This window comes from Micromonospora sp. NPDC002389, assembly GCF_040296095.1.
GTDB lineage: Bacteria > Actinomycetota > Actinomycetes > Mycobacteriales > Micromonosporaceae > Micromonospora.
Window position 1 is genome coordinate 35,446 of sequence record NZ_JBEOWP010000012.1, and the last position, 15,689, is coordinate 51,134.

At 70.2% G+C, this 15,689-nt stretch carries 13 protein-coding genes and 1 pseudogene; 6 read left to right on the plus strand and 8 right to left on the minus strand.

The genetic code is table 11. From position 1 onward, the window contains the following. Positions 1-116 precede the first annotated feature (116 nt). The 3 genes from ABT008_RS22240 to ABT008_RS22250 all read left to right on the plus strand — a co-directional run bounded on the left by ABT008_RS22240 (position 117) and on the right by ABT008_RS22250 (position 2,915). A complete protein-coding gene (locus ABT008_RS22240) occupies positions 117-620 on the plus strand; it encodes a SigE family RNA polymerase sigma factor (RefSeq protein ID WP_350698139.1) in 504 nt (167 codons plus the stop codon). After that, on the plus strand, positions 617-1,348 hold the full coding sequence (locus ABT008_RS22245; protein ID WP_350698140.1) for a hypothetical protein: 732 nt from the start codon (positions 617-619) through the stop codon (positions 1,346-1,348). The genes ABT008_RS22240 and ABT008_RS22245 overlap by 4 nt, the downstream gene beginning before the upstream one ends. A gap of 367 nt (positions 1,349-1,715) precedes the next feature. Continuing rightward, positions 1,716-2,915, plus strand: a complete 1,200-nt coding sequence (locus ABT008_RS22250; RefSeq protein WP_350698141.1) for a pectate lyase — start codon at positions 1,716-1,718, stop codon at positions 2,913-2,915. A 127-nt stretch (positions 2,916-3,042) separates the two neighbouring features. On the opposite strand, the gene ABT008_RS22255 is transcribed toward ABT008_RS22250, so the two are convergent. Continuing rightward, positions 3,043-4,926, minus strand: a complete 1,884-nt coding sequence (locus ABT008_RS22255) for a sigma-70 family RNA polymerase sigma factor (RefSeq protein ID WP_350698142.1) — start codon at positions 4,924-4,926, stop codon at positions 3,043-3,045. 129 nt (positions 4,927-5,055) lie between these two features. Here ABT008_RS22255 and ABT008_RS22260 point away from each other — a divergent pair, with 129 nt between their 5' ends. Further along, a complete protein-coding gene (locus ABT008_RS22260; protein ID WP_350698143.1) occupies positions 5,056-7,569 on the plus strand; it encodes a S8 family serine peptidase in 2,514 nt (837 codons plus the stop codon). A gap of 238 nt (positions 7,570-7,807) precedes the next feature. Here ABT008_RS22260 and ABT008_RS22265 read toward each other — a convergent pair whose 3' ends face one another. From ABT008_RS22265 to ABT008_RS22280, 4 genes are all read right to left on the minus strand, one after another. Then, on the minus strand, positions 7,808-8,563 hold the full coding sequence (locus ABT008_RS22265) for a hypothetical protein (protein WP_350698144.1): 756 nt from the start codon (positions 8,561-8,563) through the stop codon (positions 7,808-7,810). Positions 8,564-8,713: 150 nt separating this feature from the next. After that, positions 8,714-9,154, minus strand: coding sequence for a hypothetical protein (locus ABT008_RS22270; protein ID WP_350698145.1), 441 nt, complete (start codon positions 9,152-9,154; stop codon positions 8,714-8,716). Between the two features lie 136 nt (positions 9,155-9,290). Beyond that, positions 9,291-9,854: an NYN domain-containing protein gene (locus ABT008_RS22275; protein ID WP_350698146.1), complete on the minus strand. Its 564-nt coding sequence runs from the start codon at positions 9,852-9,854 to the stop codon at positions 9,291-9,293. A gap of 161 nt (positions 9,855-10,015) precedes the next feature. Further along, entirely contained in the window at positions 10,016-10,426 is a 411-nt protein-coding gene (locus ABT008_RS22280; protein WP_350698147.1) for a hypothetical protein, read from the minus strand. A 352-nt stretch (positions 10,427-10,778) separates the two neighbouring features. Between ABT008_RS22280 and ABT008_RS22285 the strand changes: the two genes are divergently transcribed. After that, positions 10,779-11,150, plus strand: a complete 372-nt coding sequence (locus ABT008_RS22285) for an ArsR/SmtB family transcription factor (RefSeq protein ID WP_350698278.1) — start codon at positions 10,779-10,781, stop codon at positions 11,148-11,150. Between the two features lie 127 nt (positions 11,151-11,277). On the opposite strand, the pseudogene ABT008_RS22290 reads toward ABT008_RS22285, so the two are convergent. Beyond that, positions 11,278-11,448 (minus strand): annotated as a pseudogene (locus ABT008_RS22290) (AbfB domain-containing protein); the annotation flags it as partial. Here ABT008_RS22290 and ABT008_RS22295 point away from each other — a divergent pair. Continuing rightward, positions 11,417-11,602 (plus strand): hypothetical protein, encoded by a 186-nt coding sequence (locus tag ABT008_RS22295; RefSeq protein WP_350698281.1) that lies wholly within the window; start codon positions 11,417-11,419, stop codon positions 11,600-11,602. The pseudogene ABT008_RS22290 and the gene ABT008_RS22295 overlap by 32 nt on opposite strands. A 593-nt stretch (positions 11,603-12,195) precedes the next feature. Here the strand turns inward: ABT008_RS22295 and ABT008_RS22300 are convergent. Then, a complete protein-coding gene (locus ABT008_RS22300; RefSeq protein ID WP_350698148.1) occupies positions 12,196-13,167 on the minus strand; it encodes an NAD-dependent epimerase/dehydratase family protein in 972 nt (323 codons plus the stop codon). Next, positions 13,164-15,587, minus strand: a complete 2,424-nt coding sequence (locus ABT008_RS22305) for an alpha/beta fold hydrolase (RefSeq protein WP_350698149.1) — start codon at positions 15,585-15,587, stop codon at positions 13,164-13,166. Before ABT008_RS22305 ends, ABT008_RS22300 begins: the two co-directional genes overlap by 4 nt. Positions 15,588-15,689: the final 102 nt, after the last annotated feature.

Sequence of the window (15,689 nt, forward strand, 5' to 3'; positions counted from 1 at the left end):
GTGCCTGCCGCTGTTCGTGGCAGGTGGGAGAAGGACGGCCGACGACTCCGGAAAGTTGATCCGCCGGCGGCTCAACCTTTTCGCGGTCCCGCCCGTCAGAGACGCCGTGAGGCAGCATGGCCAGGGGTGACGCGGAGTTCGTCGAGTTCGTCCAGGCGGCATCGGGACGGCTGGCACACGCCGCATACCTGATGACCGGCGACCATCACCAGGCCGAGGACGCCGCGCAGGCCGCTCTGGTCCGGACGTACGCCTCCTGGTCGAGAGTGCGACGCGACGACCCCTACGCCTACACCAGGCGGGTGATGACCAACTACATCGTGGACGGTTGGCGGCGTCCGATCCGGGAGCATCCGACCGACGAGGTTCCGCACCGGCATCGAGATGACGTCGCGGACGAGGTCGCCGACAGACGGACGTTGCAGCACGCTCTCGGCACGCTCACCGCTCGTGAACGGGCAATCGTGGTGTTGCGCTACTTCTTCGACCTGCCGGAACTGCAGGTGGCCCGCGAGCTGGAGGTCTCGGTGGGCACGGTGAAGAGCACGAGTTCCCGAGCGCTGGAGAAGCTGCGTCAGACCCTTGTCGAGTTTCCGGACACGCGGGGAGGGGATCGATGACCGAGGCAGACCGCCTCCGTGCGGCGATGCAGGCGACGGAACACGCCGAGTGGGGCCGGTTCGACGTCGAGGCCATCATGCGCGATGGCCGTCGGCTGCGCCGTCGCCGCTGGGCGGTCCAAGGCGGCACCATCGTGCTTGCGATCGTGCTGGTCGTCGGCGTCGCGGTCGCGTGGGACCGACCTCGTCCCCCGGAACCGGCCTCGCCACCGGACCCGGCACCCAGCGCGACCGCCACCGCATCGACTGACGCGACACCCGCCGCCGCCCTGACGCCCCCGCCGGTGATAGGCGAAGTCGTGCGGACCGGAATCTGGTACGGCGACGAGGAGCGGGTGTTCTACGTCGTCCCGGTCAGCGTGCCCCGCGCGCCCGAGGTGACGATCGGGTTGGGCGCCGGCCGGCGTACCCCCACCGGTCGATTGATCCTGGATTTCCTGGTAAACGACGTCGAGGGCGCCGACCGCCGGCCCGGTTTCCACCAGATCGGGTACGAGCCGTCGGGTGAGGTGCTGCCGGACGACCCGGTGCCCACCTTCGGATACTTCGTCGGGCCCGCCGCGCGGATTGACGGCACGGCCGGCGGTCAGACGGTCACGGCGCGGTTGGCTCGTTGGAGTGCAGACGCCGATGTGGTGATCTTCTGGTTCCCTCCGGAGGCGCTACGGCCGGGGCAGCGTTTGGACGGCATCCGCGCCTGGGACGCACGCGACCGACGACTTCGTTGATGTGTACGCGTCGGTTGTGCGTCGTCGGTTCTTGCGTGCCCAGCGAGAGCAGGCGCAGCGGCTGCTGGGTGGCGTCGAAGGTCGGGCTGGTGGGGGTGCCGTCCACGGGGGTGGGGAAGTCGGCGCACCGGCGACGCCGGTTGATCACCGCTGCCCGGCCGATGTTGGCGGGTTGGGCGAAGCCGCTGGCGGTCGGGCGATGACCGAGGTCTAGCCCAAGCAGCGGTGCCTCTGGGGTCCATATCAGACTCCTGGCGTCATAAGTCCACGGATCGGGTGTGACTCTTGCCTCTTCATCGACCGTTCTCTATGGTTATCGGAAAGCGCTTTCCCGTCCCATGTAGCAACGTCTGAAAGGTGACATCCGATGAGACGCAAAATCGCCACACGGTGGCTGGCCGGCAGTGCCACTGTGGTCGCAGGTGCCGTCGTCGCGCTGGCGCTGCAGGTCCCCAACGCCTCGGCCGCCACGAACCTGAGCCTCGGTGCCGGCGCCGACGGCTCCAGCAAGGCCAGTGGCACCAGCTATGGCAACGTCATCGACGGCAACGCCAGCACCTACTGGTCGCCGAGCGGCTCCACCGGCACGGTCTCGGTCAAGTGGGGCAGCGCCACCACGGTGTCCTCGGCCGTCATCGTGCAGGCCTCGGGCGGTGGATCGATCAGCGGCTGGCAGCTCATAAACCACGACACGGGCACCGTCCTGGCCAGCGGCAGTAGCGCCCCGAGCACCATCAACTTCTCCTCGACGTCGCTGAAGAAGATCTCCTTCGTCATCACCAGCGGGTCCGGCACCCCCCGGATCGCCGAGTTCGAGACGTACTCCAGCGGCGGGTCGACCCCGACCTCCAGCCCCACCAGCGGTCCGACGGCCGGCCCGACCGGCAACCCAGGCACGCCGACTGGCGCATGGCCGTCATCGGCTGGCTCGGCGAGCATCTCGGGCACGGTCAGCGTCTCCGGCACCTTCGACGGCGGGATGAAGACCTACTGCTGCATCGGTGACGGTGGACAGGGCGAGTCGCAGGACCCGATGTTCAAGATCGCCAACGGCGGCACGCTGCAGAACGTCATCCTCGGTTCGCCCGCAGGCGACGGCGTGCACTGCGAGGGCACCTGCACGCTGCGCAACGTGTGGTGGAACGACATCGGTGAGGACGCCGCCACCTTCAAGCAGACCAACGGCGGCACCTCCTATGTCATCGGTGGCGGCGCGCGCAACGGCAGCGACAAGAACTTCCAGCACAACGGCAACGGCACGGTCAACATCTCCGGCTTCTACCTCAAGGGGACCGGCAAGCTGTACCGCGCCTGCGGCAACTGCTCCACCTCGCACACCCGCCACGTGCGTATCGACAACGTCCTCGTCGACGACATCGACATGCTCGCCGGAATCAACAGCAACTGGAACGACACCGCGACGATCACCCGCGTGGTCGTCATCGGCTCGGCCACCATCTGTGGCAAGTACAAGGGTGTGCCCAAGGGCAGCGAACCCAGCTACCTCGGTGAGGGCTGGAACGACGCCAACTGCAAGGTCAACAGAAGTGACGTCACCTTCCGGTAGTCACTGGACACGCCTGTTCACGAAGGGGCACCCGCCGGCCGGCGGGTGCCCCCCAGGATCTGCTGCACCGGTAGGGGAACGGCCGAGGTCACCTCTCCTTCGGGCGACCGGTGCCGGCGTACGCCGGTCAGCCCGGCCGCACACAGGGATCGGGGACCGTGGTGGCCGAGGTCCGAGCGGCCTGGCCGTCCACACCGGTTGCTTGTACCCACCACGTCACCGTCGCCGTCCGGAGCCGCTGCACTGTGGCCTGCGCCGAGCTTCCCTGTCCGGTCATGGCCCGACTCGCCGTACGGCCACCCGCTGGCCTCCAGTACACCTGCGCCGCCTCGACTGTGGTGCTGCCGGTGGCCTGGACGACCAGGCTGTAGCTGTCCGCGCCGCAGCGCACGTGCGCGTCGGCCGAGACAGTGAACGGCGCGACCAACCGCGCCGTGGCCGACGGTCGGGGCGCCGTCGGGCGTGGGGTGGTCGGCCGGACCGGACTCGGCCGCACCGTGGTCGGCTGCACCGTGGTTGGCCGTACCGTGGTCGGTCGGAGTGCTGTCGGTCCTGCGGTGGCCGGCGTGCTCGGCCTGGTCGGCGTGGTCGGCGGTTCCGCACCGACGGTCCCGCCGTCCTGCCGGGGCGGAGGTGCACCGCCGGAGACGCCGTCGGCGTCGTCCCCTCGACGGCCCGCCGAGTCCGCAGCCCCGGCAGTCCCCGTCGGCCCGTCGGCCGGTACGCCGGCAACAGTCACCCGGTCACCGGTGAGTGGACCGGGCGTGAGCGCCCAGACACCGGATCCGACCAGGAGCGCGCCCAGGAGGGCGGTAGCGGCCACCCGACGTCGCCGACGCGACCTCGCGGACGCCTGACGACCGGAAGACCCTGCGGTACGCGCCGCACCCCCGCCTCGGGCCGGCCCGCCGCTACGGGCCGTCGGCTGGTCCGTCTCGGCGGCGGTGTCCTCGCCCGCTTCCACGCTCTGCCCCGCCCCACCGACAGACCCCCCGGACCGTACCGCCACCTTCCCCGACGAGCCGCCCTCCGCCACGTCCCCGGAGCCGTCCCCCGACGGACCCTCCGGCGAGACGCCCTCCGACGGGTCCCCGGACGAGCCGTCCCCCGACGGACCCTCCGGCGAGACGCCCCCCGAAGGCTCCCCGGACGAACCGTCGCCCACCGGATCGCCCGGCGAGACGTCCTCCACCGTCTCCCCGGACGAGACCGCATCGGTGCCGGTCTCGGCCGTCTCGGAGGTGGTCGGGCCCGGCCACGTCCCGTCAGCGGCGACGAGGAACGCCGGTGCCGTGTAGGCCGACAGCAGCGCCGCCGGATTCAGCTGGTCCCGCCGGAGCAGTCCGCACCGCCCACAGTCGTCGACGTGCCGGGCGACCCGTTTCCGCAGGGTCGGGGTGAATCGGCCCTGCCAACCCGCCACCAGGTCGGCCAGGGCCGGACAGTCCCGGGCACCGCTGCGCGCGACGAGCAGGGCGCCGAGCGCCCGTTCCAACTGCGAGCGGGCCCGGGACAGGCGGGCGTGAGCGTGGTTGGCGGGCAGGCCGAGGGCTGCGCCGATGTCGGCGGACGACAGGTCGTGGCGGATCGCCAGGTGCACCACCTCGCGGTCACCGGGGCTGAGGGACGCCGTGGCGGCGTGCACGAGGGCGCGCACCTGGTCGGCGTTGACACCCGCCCCCGGGTCGGGGAGGTCAGCGACCGGGTCGTCGGTCTCGCCCAGCGGCCTGGAACGGGCCCCCTCGCGAAGGTGCCGCAGGCACTCGTTACGCACGATCGCGTACAGCCAGGGGCGGAGCCGGTCGGGGTCGCGCAGTTGACCCATGGCCTGGCCGGCGACGAGGAACGCGTCATGGAGGGCGTCGGCGGCGGCTTCCGGCTCGTGCACCATCGCCCGGGCGTACGTGTGGAGCCGGTCGGCGTAGCGCCGGTACACGCCCTCCAGCCCGGCCGGGTCACCTCGGCGTACCGCCTCGACCAGGCTCCGGTCGTCCTGAGCCGCCGTATCCATCCCTGCTCCCGCCCCCGTCGACGGTTCCATTAGAGCGAAGCGGAAATACTTCTGGACTTTTCTGTTGGCATCCCGACCCTCGGCTGCTCCCACCGGTGTCACCGCATCACCGACATCGAGGAGACACCGATGACACCGACACGTTCCGTCCACCGGTGGACACCCGTCCGCCGCCTGCTGACCGCCGCCGTGGTGGCAACACTCGCCGGTGGGCTCGTCACGACCACCCCGCTGGACGCCATCGCCGCGCCCACCCCCGGTGGCCCGGCCACGGCCTCCGGCACCACCGTGGCGCAGCCCCTGGCCTTCCGGGTCGACCCGGCACTGTCCGCACCCCGGCTACCGATCGACCCGGTGGGTCGGCTCGGAACCGACCGGGAGCTCGGGGTGGTGGCGGGGCCGAGCGGGTCCCCTGCCGGGCTGGTCCTCGACGAGGTGATGGTGCGGGTCGCCGACCAGGCCGAATTGGACGCCTTCCTGACGCGCTGGGGTGGCCAGGTCCTCGACTCGTTCGCCCCGGACGACCAGGGACAGGACCACCTGGTCCGGGTGGACACCGGCCGAGCCGACCCGGCCGGGTTGGTCGGTGACCTGCTCGCCGCCGAGCCTCGACAGTCGGGGGTGTACCGGGTCGGTGACGAGCGGGCGCTGCGGCTGCTCGCCCTGGCCGCGGCCGAGTGGCGGGTCGGCACCGAACTGGTCCTCGACTGGCTGGTGGAGCCGACGGGCATCGCCGACGGCGAGGTGTTCGAGGCGCCCGACTTCGCGCACAACGTCTTCGACTGGTCGTTCATGCGGGCCGGGGGTGCGATGGACACCGGCGTCGCGCCCGCCTGGCAGTTGCTCCAGTCCAAAGGTCGGCTGACCAAGCAGGTGAAGTACCTGGTGCTCGACGGCGGGTTCACCCACAACCCCGACTTCCCGGACAAGGTGTCGCTGCACACGGTGGAGTGGGGCAAGGCCAACACCAACGACTGCACCGGCGGTACGCCCTGCCCGTGGCACGGCACCGACGTCGTCCTCGCCGGGATGGGCCGGGTCGACAACGACTACGGCACCGCCGGACCGGCCGGACCCGTGGTGAAGGAACTCGTCGCGGTGCGCAACGGCATCGACTACTGGACGGTGCTGCGCCGGCTGGAGAAGGCCGCCGAGGCGACCCACCCGGACGTGGTCAACCTCAGCTTCACCCGCGACGTCGACCTCGGCAAGTCCCACGCGCGGACCTGGACCGACCGGCGGATGAAGCACGTGCGGGACACCGGCGCGTTGATCGTCGCCGCCGCCGGGAACAACGGTGTGGACATCGACGGCGACACCCTCTACGTGCCCTGCGAAAGCACCCACGTGATGTGTGTGGGAGGCATGCGGGACAACGCGGCGGTGGCGGGCGGGTCGAACTACGGCACCAGCGACCACACCCGATCGGTGGAGATCTACGGTCCGATGTGCGTCAGGGGCCTCGCCGACCCCGGTACGCCGGGGAACAACACGACCCGCTCGAACGCCTGCGGCACCAGTGTCGCCGCACCGTTCGTGGGCGGGGTCGCCGCCCTGGTGCTGGCCGCCGACCCCACCCTCACCGCCGCCGAGGTCCGGGACATCCTCAACGACACCGCCCACGTCGGTGGGCTGGGCGCCAAGGTGACCGGCAGCCAACGCCGGATCAACGCCCTGGGCGCGGTCGCCGAGGCGCTGGGAGTGAAGGTCGGGAAGCCGACGGTGACCATCAGCACCCCGAAGACCGGTCAGCAGTTCGGGGTGGGGCAGACGGTGGACCTGTGGGGTTCGGCGACCGACTTCCTCGGCAAGGAGATCCCACTGACCTGGACCAGCAGCGTCGACGGCCCGCTGGCCCAGGGGTCGCAGACCTTCGCGTCGCTGTCGGCCGGCACCCACATCGTCACCGCCACCGCCACCGACAGCCTCGGCCGCACCGGCACCGCCGCCGTGACCGTCACGGTGGTGGACAGCCCGACGACGGTGGCGATCATCTCGCCGCCGGTGGGATCGACCCTTCCCGCCGGGCAGTCGGTCGGTCTGGTCGGCACCTCCCACGACCCCGACGAGCCCGGGTCGGTACCCGACTCGCAGGTGTCGTGGACGGTGCGGCGCGGCAACACCGTGGTGTTCCAGAAGAGCGGCCACCAGGCACTCCTGCCGGCGGCCACTGTCACGCCGGGGTCGTACGCGGTGACCTTCACCGCCAACGGCGTCAGCGCCCACCGCGTCTTCGCAGTCGTGGCGGCACCGGCCGGGAAGACCGCGCCGACGGCCACGATCACCGCACCGGCGCAGGCCCTGACGCTGACCACTGACGACGGCACTCCCCGGTCGGTCGCCTTCGCCGGTACCGGCACCGACTCCGAGGACGGGGCGATCAGCGGGATGCGCCTGCGGTGGACCGCGTACGGCGACGGGGGTGTCAAGAAGGTCCTCTGCCAGGGCAGCGGCGTGCCCACCGGCGGCCCGGTCGACGACGTGGTGCAGCCGAAGAACTGCTCCGGTTTCACCGCCCCGCTGGGCCTGTTGGACAGTGGGAGCACCGTCACCACCTGGGTGGTGTGGCTGGAGGTGTTCGACTCCTCCGGTCTGGTCGGGGTGGACTCCGTGCCGGTCCGAATCGAGTCGGTCACTCCCTGACCCCGGCTGCGATACCACCTGCTCCCGGTGGCGTGTCCCGTGTCGCTCCGGCGCGGGACACGCCCGGTGCGGCCCGGGGGAGGCGTGGCGTGGACGTCCACCGGCGCAGTCCAGCGCCGACCGCGACTTCGACCGGCAGCCAACTCAGATGTCACCTATCAGTGCAGCAGCCCCAGCTGCCGATGCCCTGATGTGGTCCGGCCGATGTCCGTGGCCGAGGTGGGAGCGGGTGACGACGTCAGAGCAGGGTGTCGGGGCGATCGAACAGCCCTGCACCAGGTCCGTCGACATCCTGGTGACGTGTGCAGCGGCCACCGCCGGTGGCGATGGTGCAGCGCCTGCCCTTGCGATTGATGGCTCCGCACTGCACCGCCGGGTCGTGAACGTGGCACAGACCGGACGGTCGTGGGTCGATCAGGCAGGGCTGGCCCTTGGCGGTGACAGCCGAGCAGCGTGCGCGCGGTCGCGTCGGGCCTGCCGGCGGCGGGGCCACCGTTTCCTCGGCGGGTGGCACCGGTGGCGTCGTGGGCGTCCGGCGCGGGTGCTCGTCGGCAGCCCGGGAGTAGAGCAGTCGCCCGGCGACCCGCCGGCTGGTGGTCGGTACCCGGACCACACCAATCGGGTCGGGCACGATCCAGGTCTTCGCGTCGTTCCAGCGAACCCAGAGCGGGATCGCACTGGCGTCGGCCTCGCACAGCAGCTTGCGGCTGGACCACTGCTTGTCGGTGCGGTCGATCTCGATGGCGATCGGTGGTCCGTCGAGCCGTTGACACACGACGTCCAGGTAGCCGGGTCGGTCAGGGTGTGGTCCGGGTAGACCGGCGATGCTGGGCACCTCGCGGCGCACTCGCCATCCGTGCTCCACGCCCCAGTTCACGACCTGGCGGGTCAACTCGGCGGTGACCCGGACGGCGGACCAGTCGGTGAACTCCAGTGGCGCCAGGTAGCGCTGCAGCGACGCTGTCGCCCGTCGTGACCGCTCCATCACGTCCACACTGGAACGATAGTCCCTGCCGTGACCTCTCGGACGCGCGAGCCGTTCGCTGAGATCGACGCACTGTGAGTGGGGGCGTGAGTGACGGCGTTGGTGATGGTTCGGAGCGGGTTGCCCTGGTCGGCGCGGCCTGTCGAGCAGGGCAGTCGGTCAGCGGCGGCCGGTGGCCAAGGCGACGAGGTATTGTCCGCCGCCCGCGTCGACGCTCGCGGTCACCGGCAGTCCGGGCACCAGCCGGGAGAACCGGTCGACCAGCCATTCCGCCGCCTCCTGGGCATCCTTTCGGCTTGGACAGCGAGCGACCAGCTCGCGGCCACCCTTGCGTTCGAGTCGCTCGGCGACGGCGATCAGCGATGCCGGTTCCACCACGTGCAGACGCTCCGGCCAGGCGATGACCACCTTGACCGCGCCCTTGCGGGTGTTGCAGGCACGATGCGCGAGCCGCTCGGCGACCTTGGCCTTCTTGTCGGCGGTGCGGCTGTCGACGCTGGGACCACGCGGGTCGTTCACCGACATGTGCGGGTCGACCAACTCGTCGCAGACCCAGCATCGCCAACCGTCACGCCTCGCGACGTCATCGAGGGAACTCATCCGAGCAAACTAGCCTGGCGTCCCTCGGCGAACGACAGCCCGGGCCACGGCGAGCACCAGGTGGGGGTGATCTGTCGCGGCTTGTCCGCCTGTGAACTGGTGCTCGCCGTCAGCCGGTCCGCGGATGCTGTCCGCCTTACAGGAAGCGCTCCGGGTCGAAGTCTTCGAGGTCGATGATGCGTACCCGGGGAAGCACGTTGGTGAAGCAGTCCGCGTCCTCTTCGATGTCGAATACCTGCAGGCCCGGTAGGTCGGCGAAGCCGGCGTTGAGGAACTCCTTGAAGCCGACGACGGCGACCTGGTGGTCACCTCGCAGGAGTTCCCCGATCTGCGGGAGGAAGTCGCCGTCGTGGCTGGCGAGCATGACGTTGCCGGGGCGTCGGGCGATGGCGTCCAACGTCCGCTGGATGCCGATGTCGACCACCTTCTGATCCGATGATCCAGCGAGCGGGATGGGCCGGTATTCCATGCTCAGGAGGGCCCGGACGAAGGGCATCGGCAGAGCGCCACCGGAGGCGTTGAGGAAGAACAGTCCCTTCACCGGCCGCTGCCACGTGTCCCGCGCGAAATCCCGTAGCCGCTCCCACCGAGGTCGCTCCGCAGGTGCCGGCCGACGCTCCAGAACACTGTTGCCGAGAGTGGCATCGATGTTCTCCCCGTCCACGATGAGGTACGTGACGGGTTCCGACGTATCGGGCATAGGAGTACCTCTCGGGTCGAGCAGCGGGCGCGGACCGGTGCAGCCCGAGCGTGTGACGTGCCTGCGGAAGCTGTGCTCGTGGTCAGGGTATGCCTACCAGCGAGGGGGGAACGGAATCGGCGTGGATACTGGCGCGGTGCTCGCATCAGCTCACCGGGACTTCAGACGGCCTTCTTCCAATTCACCATGACGCTGACGATGACGTAGAGCACGATGGCGAGGAGCGCCCCACCGACGATGTACGCGGTGATGTTGCCGTTGGCGTTGGCGAGTAGCAGGGTGGCACCGACGGCGATCAGTATGGAGATGACGAGAGTCAAAGCTTTTCGACCCTGCATGGTGTTACGGCCGCCTTCTTCCACGTCACTACCTGCCGTTTCGGTGTCGCGTGCGGATCGAACTGCCATCCCCAGCCAGGCGGTCGCGCCGACGAGCGCCACCACCGGGTACGTGCGATACCCAAGGCTGAACAGGAGTATCCCGCCCCCCGCGCACACCAAAGCAAGGATGACGTGATACCAAAACGCGCAACGGCCGGACTGGGCCACTACCGATTGCTCCAGACGTGACAAGGACTCGTACCTCTCCGCCGGCCGGGGGCTGTGGGCGTCGGGTGACAGGAGGTTGACGCCGGCCAGAGTGGATGAGGCACCGCTGATGAGACACCCTGCAATTGGTAGCACGAGGGCCGCACCAGGTATCACCGGTGCGATACCGGTCGCCGCATAGCGGCCGACCCGAAGCCGCTCGCACGGCGCGTACGGCGCGCAGCGTGAGCTCTCGGACCGCTCGCCGGTCCTCGCCGCCACGTCGTCGCTGGGCACGCGATCGACCCGAGCGGCGAGGTACGCGGCGGGGCCGCCATACGAGCTCCGGGTGATCCTGCCCTCGTTCACCAGCGGATTGATGGGTTTTCCTGCAACGATGCAGGGCGTGGCAACTGTGAAGACTGTGACGCCCGCCATCTCGCCTCTCGCCGGTGAGCCGTTCGAGCGTGCTGATGCCGAGCGGCTTGCGGGGGTGTTGAAGGCGTTCGCTGATCCGGCTCGGCTGCGATTGCTCAGCTTGATCCAGTCGGCTCCGGAGGGGGAGGCGTCGGTCAGTGATCTGACTGAGCCTCTCGGACTCTCCCAGCCGACCGTGAGTCATCACCTGCGGATTCTCACCGAGGCTGGTCTGCTTGAGCGGGACAAGCGTGGTGTCTGGGCGTATTACCGTCTCGTGCCGTCTGCCATCGCTGCGGTCGCCGACCTGTTGACCCCGCCCCGCAAACGCGCAACGAAGAAGACCCGCTGACCCCGTCTCTGATCACGACGGTGACGGCATCGATGGACACGATCTGCGGCTCGGACGTCCCCGCCGCCTCGCGCGGCACGCGGGTCGGTCCGGGTACCGGTGCCGTACCCGACCACGACGGATCCGCCAGTCCGGGCACCACCCGGAACTGCCCGTCCAACGCCCGGTTGACGGTCGGGTCGATCCGGACGCCGTAGTCCTGGTGCCGGACGTAACGGTTCTGAAAGTTGAACGACTGCAACCGCGCAACGGGTATCGGGCTCGCGTTGTCGAGCTCGCCCGACGGGCCGGCCAGCACCGTCGAGGTCGAGACCGGTACGCCCAGGGATCGCCGCGATCAACGGGCTGGTCGCGACCAGCCGGCCGGTGCCACCAGCGGCAGAGCCGTGCACGCCGCTGTCGCCACCGCCGGCGGCGCGCGTCCGGCACTGGAACTGCTGGCGTGGCAGTGATCAATGCTGGGCCGGCCCCGATCACTGTCCGTGCGGCTACCGGCGAGCTGCCGGGTATCCGGGTCCGAGGTATGGGGCAGGATCGGTTAGTGCGTCCCGGCGGCACCGGCTGGATCGACGTCGAGGTGCAGGTCGACTGCGTGGTCCCGTTCGGGACTGAGCCGTTGTCGATGGAGTTTGCGGTAGAGACCGCTGACGGAAGGGTCAGGGAAATCAATCACCCCGTCGCTGTACTCGGCAGCGCCTGGCACCGCGCCGTGGAGTTGCCCTGTGCGTACGCACTTCGCTGATCTCGTAGGGCGCGGCGGCTAACGGGCAGCCGCAGACGTATGAGCGACTTGGGGTCAGCACCACGAACGAATTCCGCGCAGAACTACTCACACAGACATGACGGCGCGTGGGCGCCAAGAGCCCTCTCACGCGACCGCCGTGGGTCGTCTGACCGTGCATGACACCAAGTGTGGGAGCGCGGTGCGGCACCTCGCGACGGTAGGTATGGAACTGCATCGTCGTCAGCCGCCGCTGTCGTCCCGACCGAACGAGCCAAGAGGTGGCGCACCCAGGGGCCCGTCGGTGGCCACGAGGGCGGGACCTTACCCGTACGCCGCAGCTAGCCGCACGAAGCCTTCATCCAGCGTCACCTGCGGTGACCAGCGCAGTGCCTCGCGGGTCCGGCGTTGGTCGAACCAGTGTGCGGTGGACAACTGCTCGGCCAGAAACCGGGTCATGGGCGGTTCGTCGGTCTGCCGAAGCGCCGACCACAGCCACTCCACTGCGGTGCCGCCGGCCTTCGCTGCGGCCACCGGCACCCGAAGTCTCGGTGGCGCCGTCCCGGCGGCGACGCAGATACGCTCGACGAGTTCGTGTACCGTCCGTGGCTCGCCGTTGGTGACGACGAAGGCCTGCCCATGTACGTCCGCCTCGGGCACCCGGTCGAGCGCGGCGACGAGGGCGTCGACGGCGTTATCGACGTACGTCGTGTCGATCAGGGCGGTTCCCTGGCCGACCAGTGCCAGCCGGCCGGCCTGGGCCCGCTCGACGATTCGGCCCACCAACTGGGTGTCACCCGGTCCCCAGACCAGGTGGGGGCGGATCGCCACCACGGCGAAGTCGGGCGAGTCGGCGGCCAGCGCGAGCGACTCCGCCGAGGCCTTGCTGCGGGCGTAGTGTCCCCGGGCCCGCTCGGGGTCGGCTGCGCCGGCTCCGGCGCCGACCAGGCCGGTGCCATGATGAGCGACCGACGGCGAGGACACGTGCACGAATCGCGTCACGCCGGCTGCCCGGGCGGCGGCGAGCACGGTGGTCGTACCACCGATGTTGATGTGCTCGAATTGTCGCCACGGGCCGGTCATCGAGACTTTCGCGGCCAGGTGGACCACGGCGTCGACCCCCTCCGCGGCCGCACGTACGGCTTGCGGATCGGTGATGTCGCCGCGGTGCTCGTCGACCCCGACCAGGCCGCTGGATCGACGTTGCAGGACGCGGACCTCGTCGCCACGCATCCGCAAAGCTGTGGCAGTGGCGCCGCCGAGCATGCCGCTGGCACCGGTGACCAGGATTCTCACAGTCCGCTAACCCTCCCGCCAGCGAGCACTCGTTCCGCCCAGCGACGTAGCCGGGTACGGTCGATCTTCGAGTTGTGGCGGATGTCAGTGGGCAGGGACGGGACCACCAACACGGCCGCGACCGGCGGCACGGTCGCGGCACGTACCGCGTCGGCCAGTTCTCGGCTCGCCAGTCGGGCATGGCGGGTCCCGGGCAGGGTCTCGGCGATCACCACGACCTTCGCCACACCGGGCGGTCCCACACCGACCACTGCGGCCCGCGCGATCTGCGGCACCGATTCGACCTGCTGCTCGATGCCGACCGGGGCGAGCACGCCGTCGGAGGTGAGCAGGATATGGGCCAGTCGACCCTGCACCCAGAGCCGGCCTTCGGGATCCAGGTAGCCCACGTCGCCGGTGCGGTGCCATCCGGAAGTGCGGGAGCTGTCCCGCTCGGTCAGCCAGAGCCCGTCGTAACGATCCTTCACATGCCCGGCCCTGACCAAGATCTCGCCGGTCAGCCCAGGAGCGCAACCGGCTTGCTCGGAAGGCGTACCGGTCGAGTCCAGGGCCGCGATCGCCACCTGAACACCGGGCAACGGCCGGCCGACGCAGACACCGTCACCCGGCTCGGCCTCGACGATCTCGTCGAGGGTGATGTCGGTGACCGGGAGAACCTCGGTCATCCCGTAGGGCGTGTGCGGCTGCGCCTTGGGCATCAAGGCTCGCGTCTGCGTGAGCAGCGCGGCGGGCACCGGCGCGCCCGCGCTCAGCAGCAATGTCACGTCCTCCAACGCGGTGCGCTGGCGATCGTCCAACACGTCGCCGGTGTCGACCACGTTGCGTAGCGCGGCCGGTGAGGCGAACACCGCCGAAGCGTCGACTGCGGCTACCGCCTCGGCGAGAGCGGCGGCGGTCAACGTCCGTGGAGCGGTGACCCGCATGTCCGGGATGGCCGACGGGGCGCCGAGAGCCGGTCCGAAGAGTGCGAACGGCGCGAAGGCCGCCACGATTCCGGCGTCGGCGTTCACTCCGAGGCCGAACAGCGCGTCCCGCATCGCGGCGAGCTGGCGGTGGGTGTAGACCACACCCTTCGCCGGTCCGGTGGAACCGGACGTGAACAGCACGGCCGCGTCGTCGTCCGGGTCTGGCGTGGCCGGAAGTTCCCGGACGTCGGCGCCGAGGCGGGCCAGCTTGCCCAGGGTGAGCGCGCCCAACACGGCGGCGCCAGGTCCGGCCCCGAGCGGCCTTCCGGGCCAGCGCAGGGCGCGGGCGAGAGCGAGTCCGGGGCCGATGGCGACGAGGTGCGAGGGGTCGGCGCTGCGTAGCGCTCGGCTCATGCCGCCCAGTCCCAGCCCGGGATCGGCTACCACGATCACCGCACCGATGCGAAGGCACGCGTAGACGGCGGCGGTCAGATCGGCGCCGGGCGGTACGAGCAGTGCCACCCGATCGCCGCGACGCACTCCGGAGGCGGACAACCCGGCCCCGATCTCCTGAATGCGTTGCCACAGCAAGGACCAGCTGATCTGCCGGCTGTTGTTCGCCAGCTCGACCAGAGCAACCGACCGGTCCTCGGCACGCTCTGCCAATGCCGCCCACAGCGGACGCCACGGCGCCGCCGGTTCCGGCGTCGCGATCGGCTCGGCGGGCCGGCGGTCCAGGTCGACCAGCCACTGCTCGACCGTACCGGCGACATCAGCGTCCTCGGCGAGCAGATGACCCGCGCCTTCGAACCGGTGCACCTGTGCATGCGGCAGCCGGTTTCGCAGGTCGCGCAGGTGCACCTCGCCGAAGACCGGGTCGCGTGGCCCCCACAGCAGCAGTGCTGGTATCCCCGCCAGCGTGTGCAGACGCTGCGCGACCTCTTGCAGCGCCTGCCAGCTCGGGTGGTCGGGTCCGAGCGGGATGTCCGCGACGAAGCCGCCGATCGCCGCCCGTCGCTCCATACCGTGGTACGGAGCGAGATAGCCCTCGCGGACAGGCTTCGGCAGCCACGGGTTCGCCAATGCGAGGGTGGCCTGCAGGAACGTCTGCGTCCGCACGGTCACCGCCGGCAACACGCCGGGCAGTCGGGCCAGGCGGATCAGTGCGGGCGCCGGCGACCCACTCGGCTGGTGCACCGCAGTGTTGGTCAGCACGACGCCACGTAGCTGATCGCGGTGACGCAGCGCCCAACCCAGGGAGATGGACCCGCCCCAGTCATGCCCGACGGTGACGACCGGCCCGGTGATACCTAGCGCGTCGGTGACCGTGGTGAGGTCGTCGATCCGCTGCGCCAGCCCGCGTACGGTGCCAGTCCGCTCCGAGAACCCCATGTCCAGATGGTCCACGGCGACCACCCGCCACGGTGGAGCGTCAGCCCGTTGGAACCGGGCCAGCAGGTGCCGCCACAGGTACGACCAGGTGGGATTGCCGTGCACGCACAGGAGCGTTCCCACGGGTTGGATCGAGCTACCCGAGTCCGTACCGGCGGTGTCCAGAACATGCCAGGTGCGTTGCACGCCCTGACTGTCCGTCGCCGTGACCCACCGGGACCAGGC

Coding starts and splice junctions, on each gene's coding strand:
- ABT008_RS22250 (WP_350698141.1), top strand. CDS start 1,716: ATGAGACGCAAAATCGCCACACGGTGGCTGGCCGGCAGTGCCACTGTG.
- ABT008_RS22245 (WP_350698140.1), top strand. CDS start 617: ATGACCGAGGCAGACCGCCTCCGTGCGGCGATGCAGGCGACGGAACAC.
- ABT008_RS22260 (WP_350698143.1), top strand. CDS start 5,056: ATGACACCGACACGTTCCGTCCACCGGTGGACACCCGTCCGCCGCCTG.
- ABT008_RS22285 (WP_350698278.1), top strand. CDS start 10,779: ATGCAGGGCGTGGCAACTGTGAAGACTGTGACGCCCGCCATCTCGCCT.
- ABT008_RS22275 (WP_350698146.1), bottom strand. CDS start 9,854: ATGCCCGATACGTCGGAACCCGTCACGTACCTCATCGTGGACGGGGAG.
- ABT008_RS22270 (WP_350698145.1), bottom strand. CDS start 9,154: ATGAGTTCCCTCGATGACGTCGCGAGGCGTGACGGTTGGCGATGCTGG.
- ABT008_RS22240 (WP_350698139.1), top strand. CDS start 117: ATGGCCAGGGGTGACGCGGAGTTCGTCGAGTTCGTCCAGGCGGCATCG.
- ABT008_RS22255 (WP_350698142.1), bottom strand. CDS start 4,926: ATGGATACGGCGGCTCAGGACGACCGGAGCCTGGTCGAGGCGGTACGC.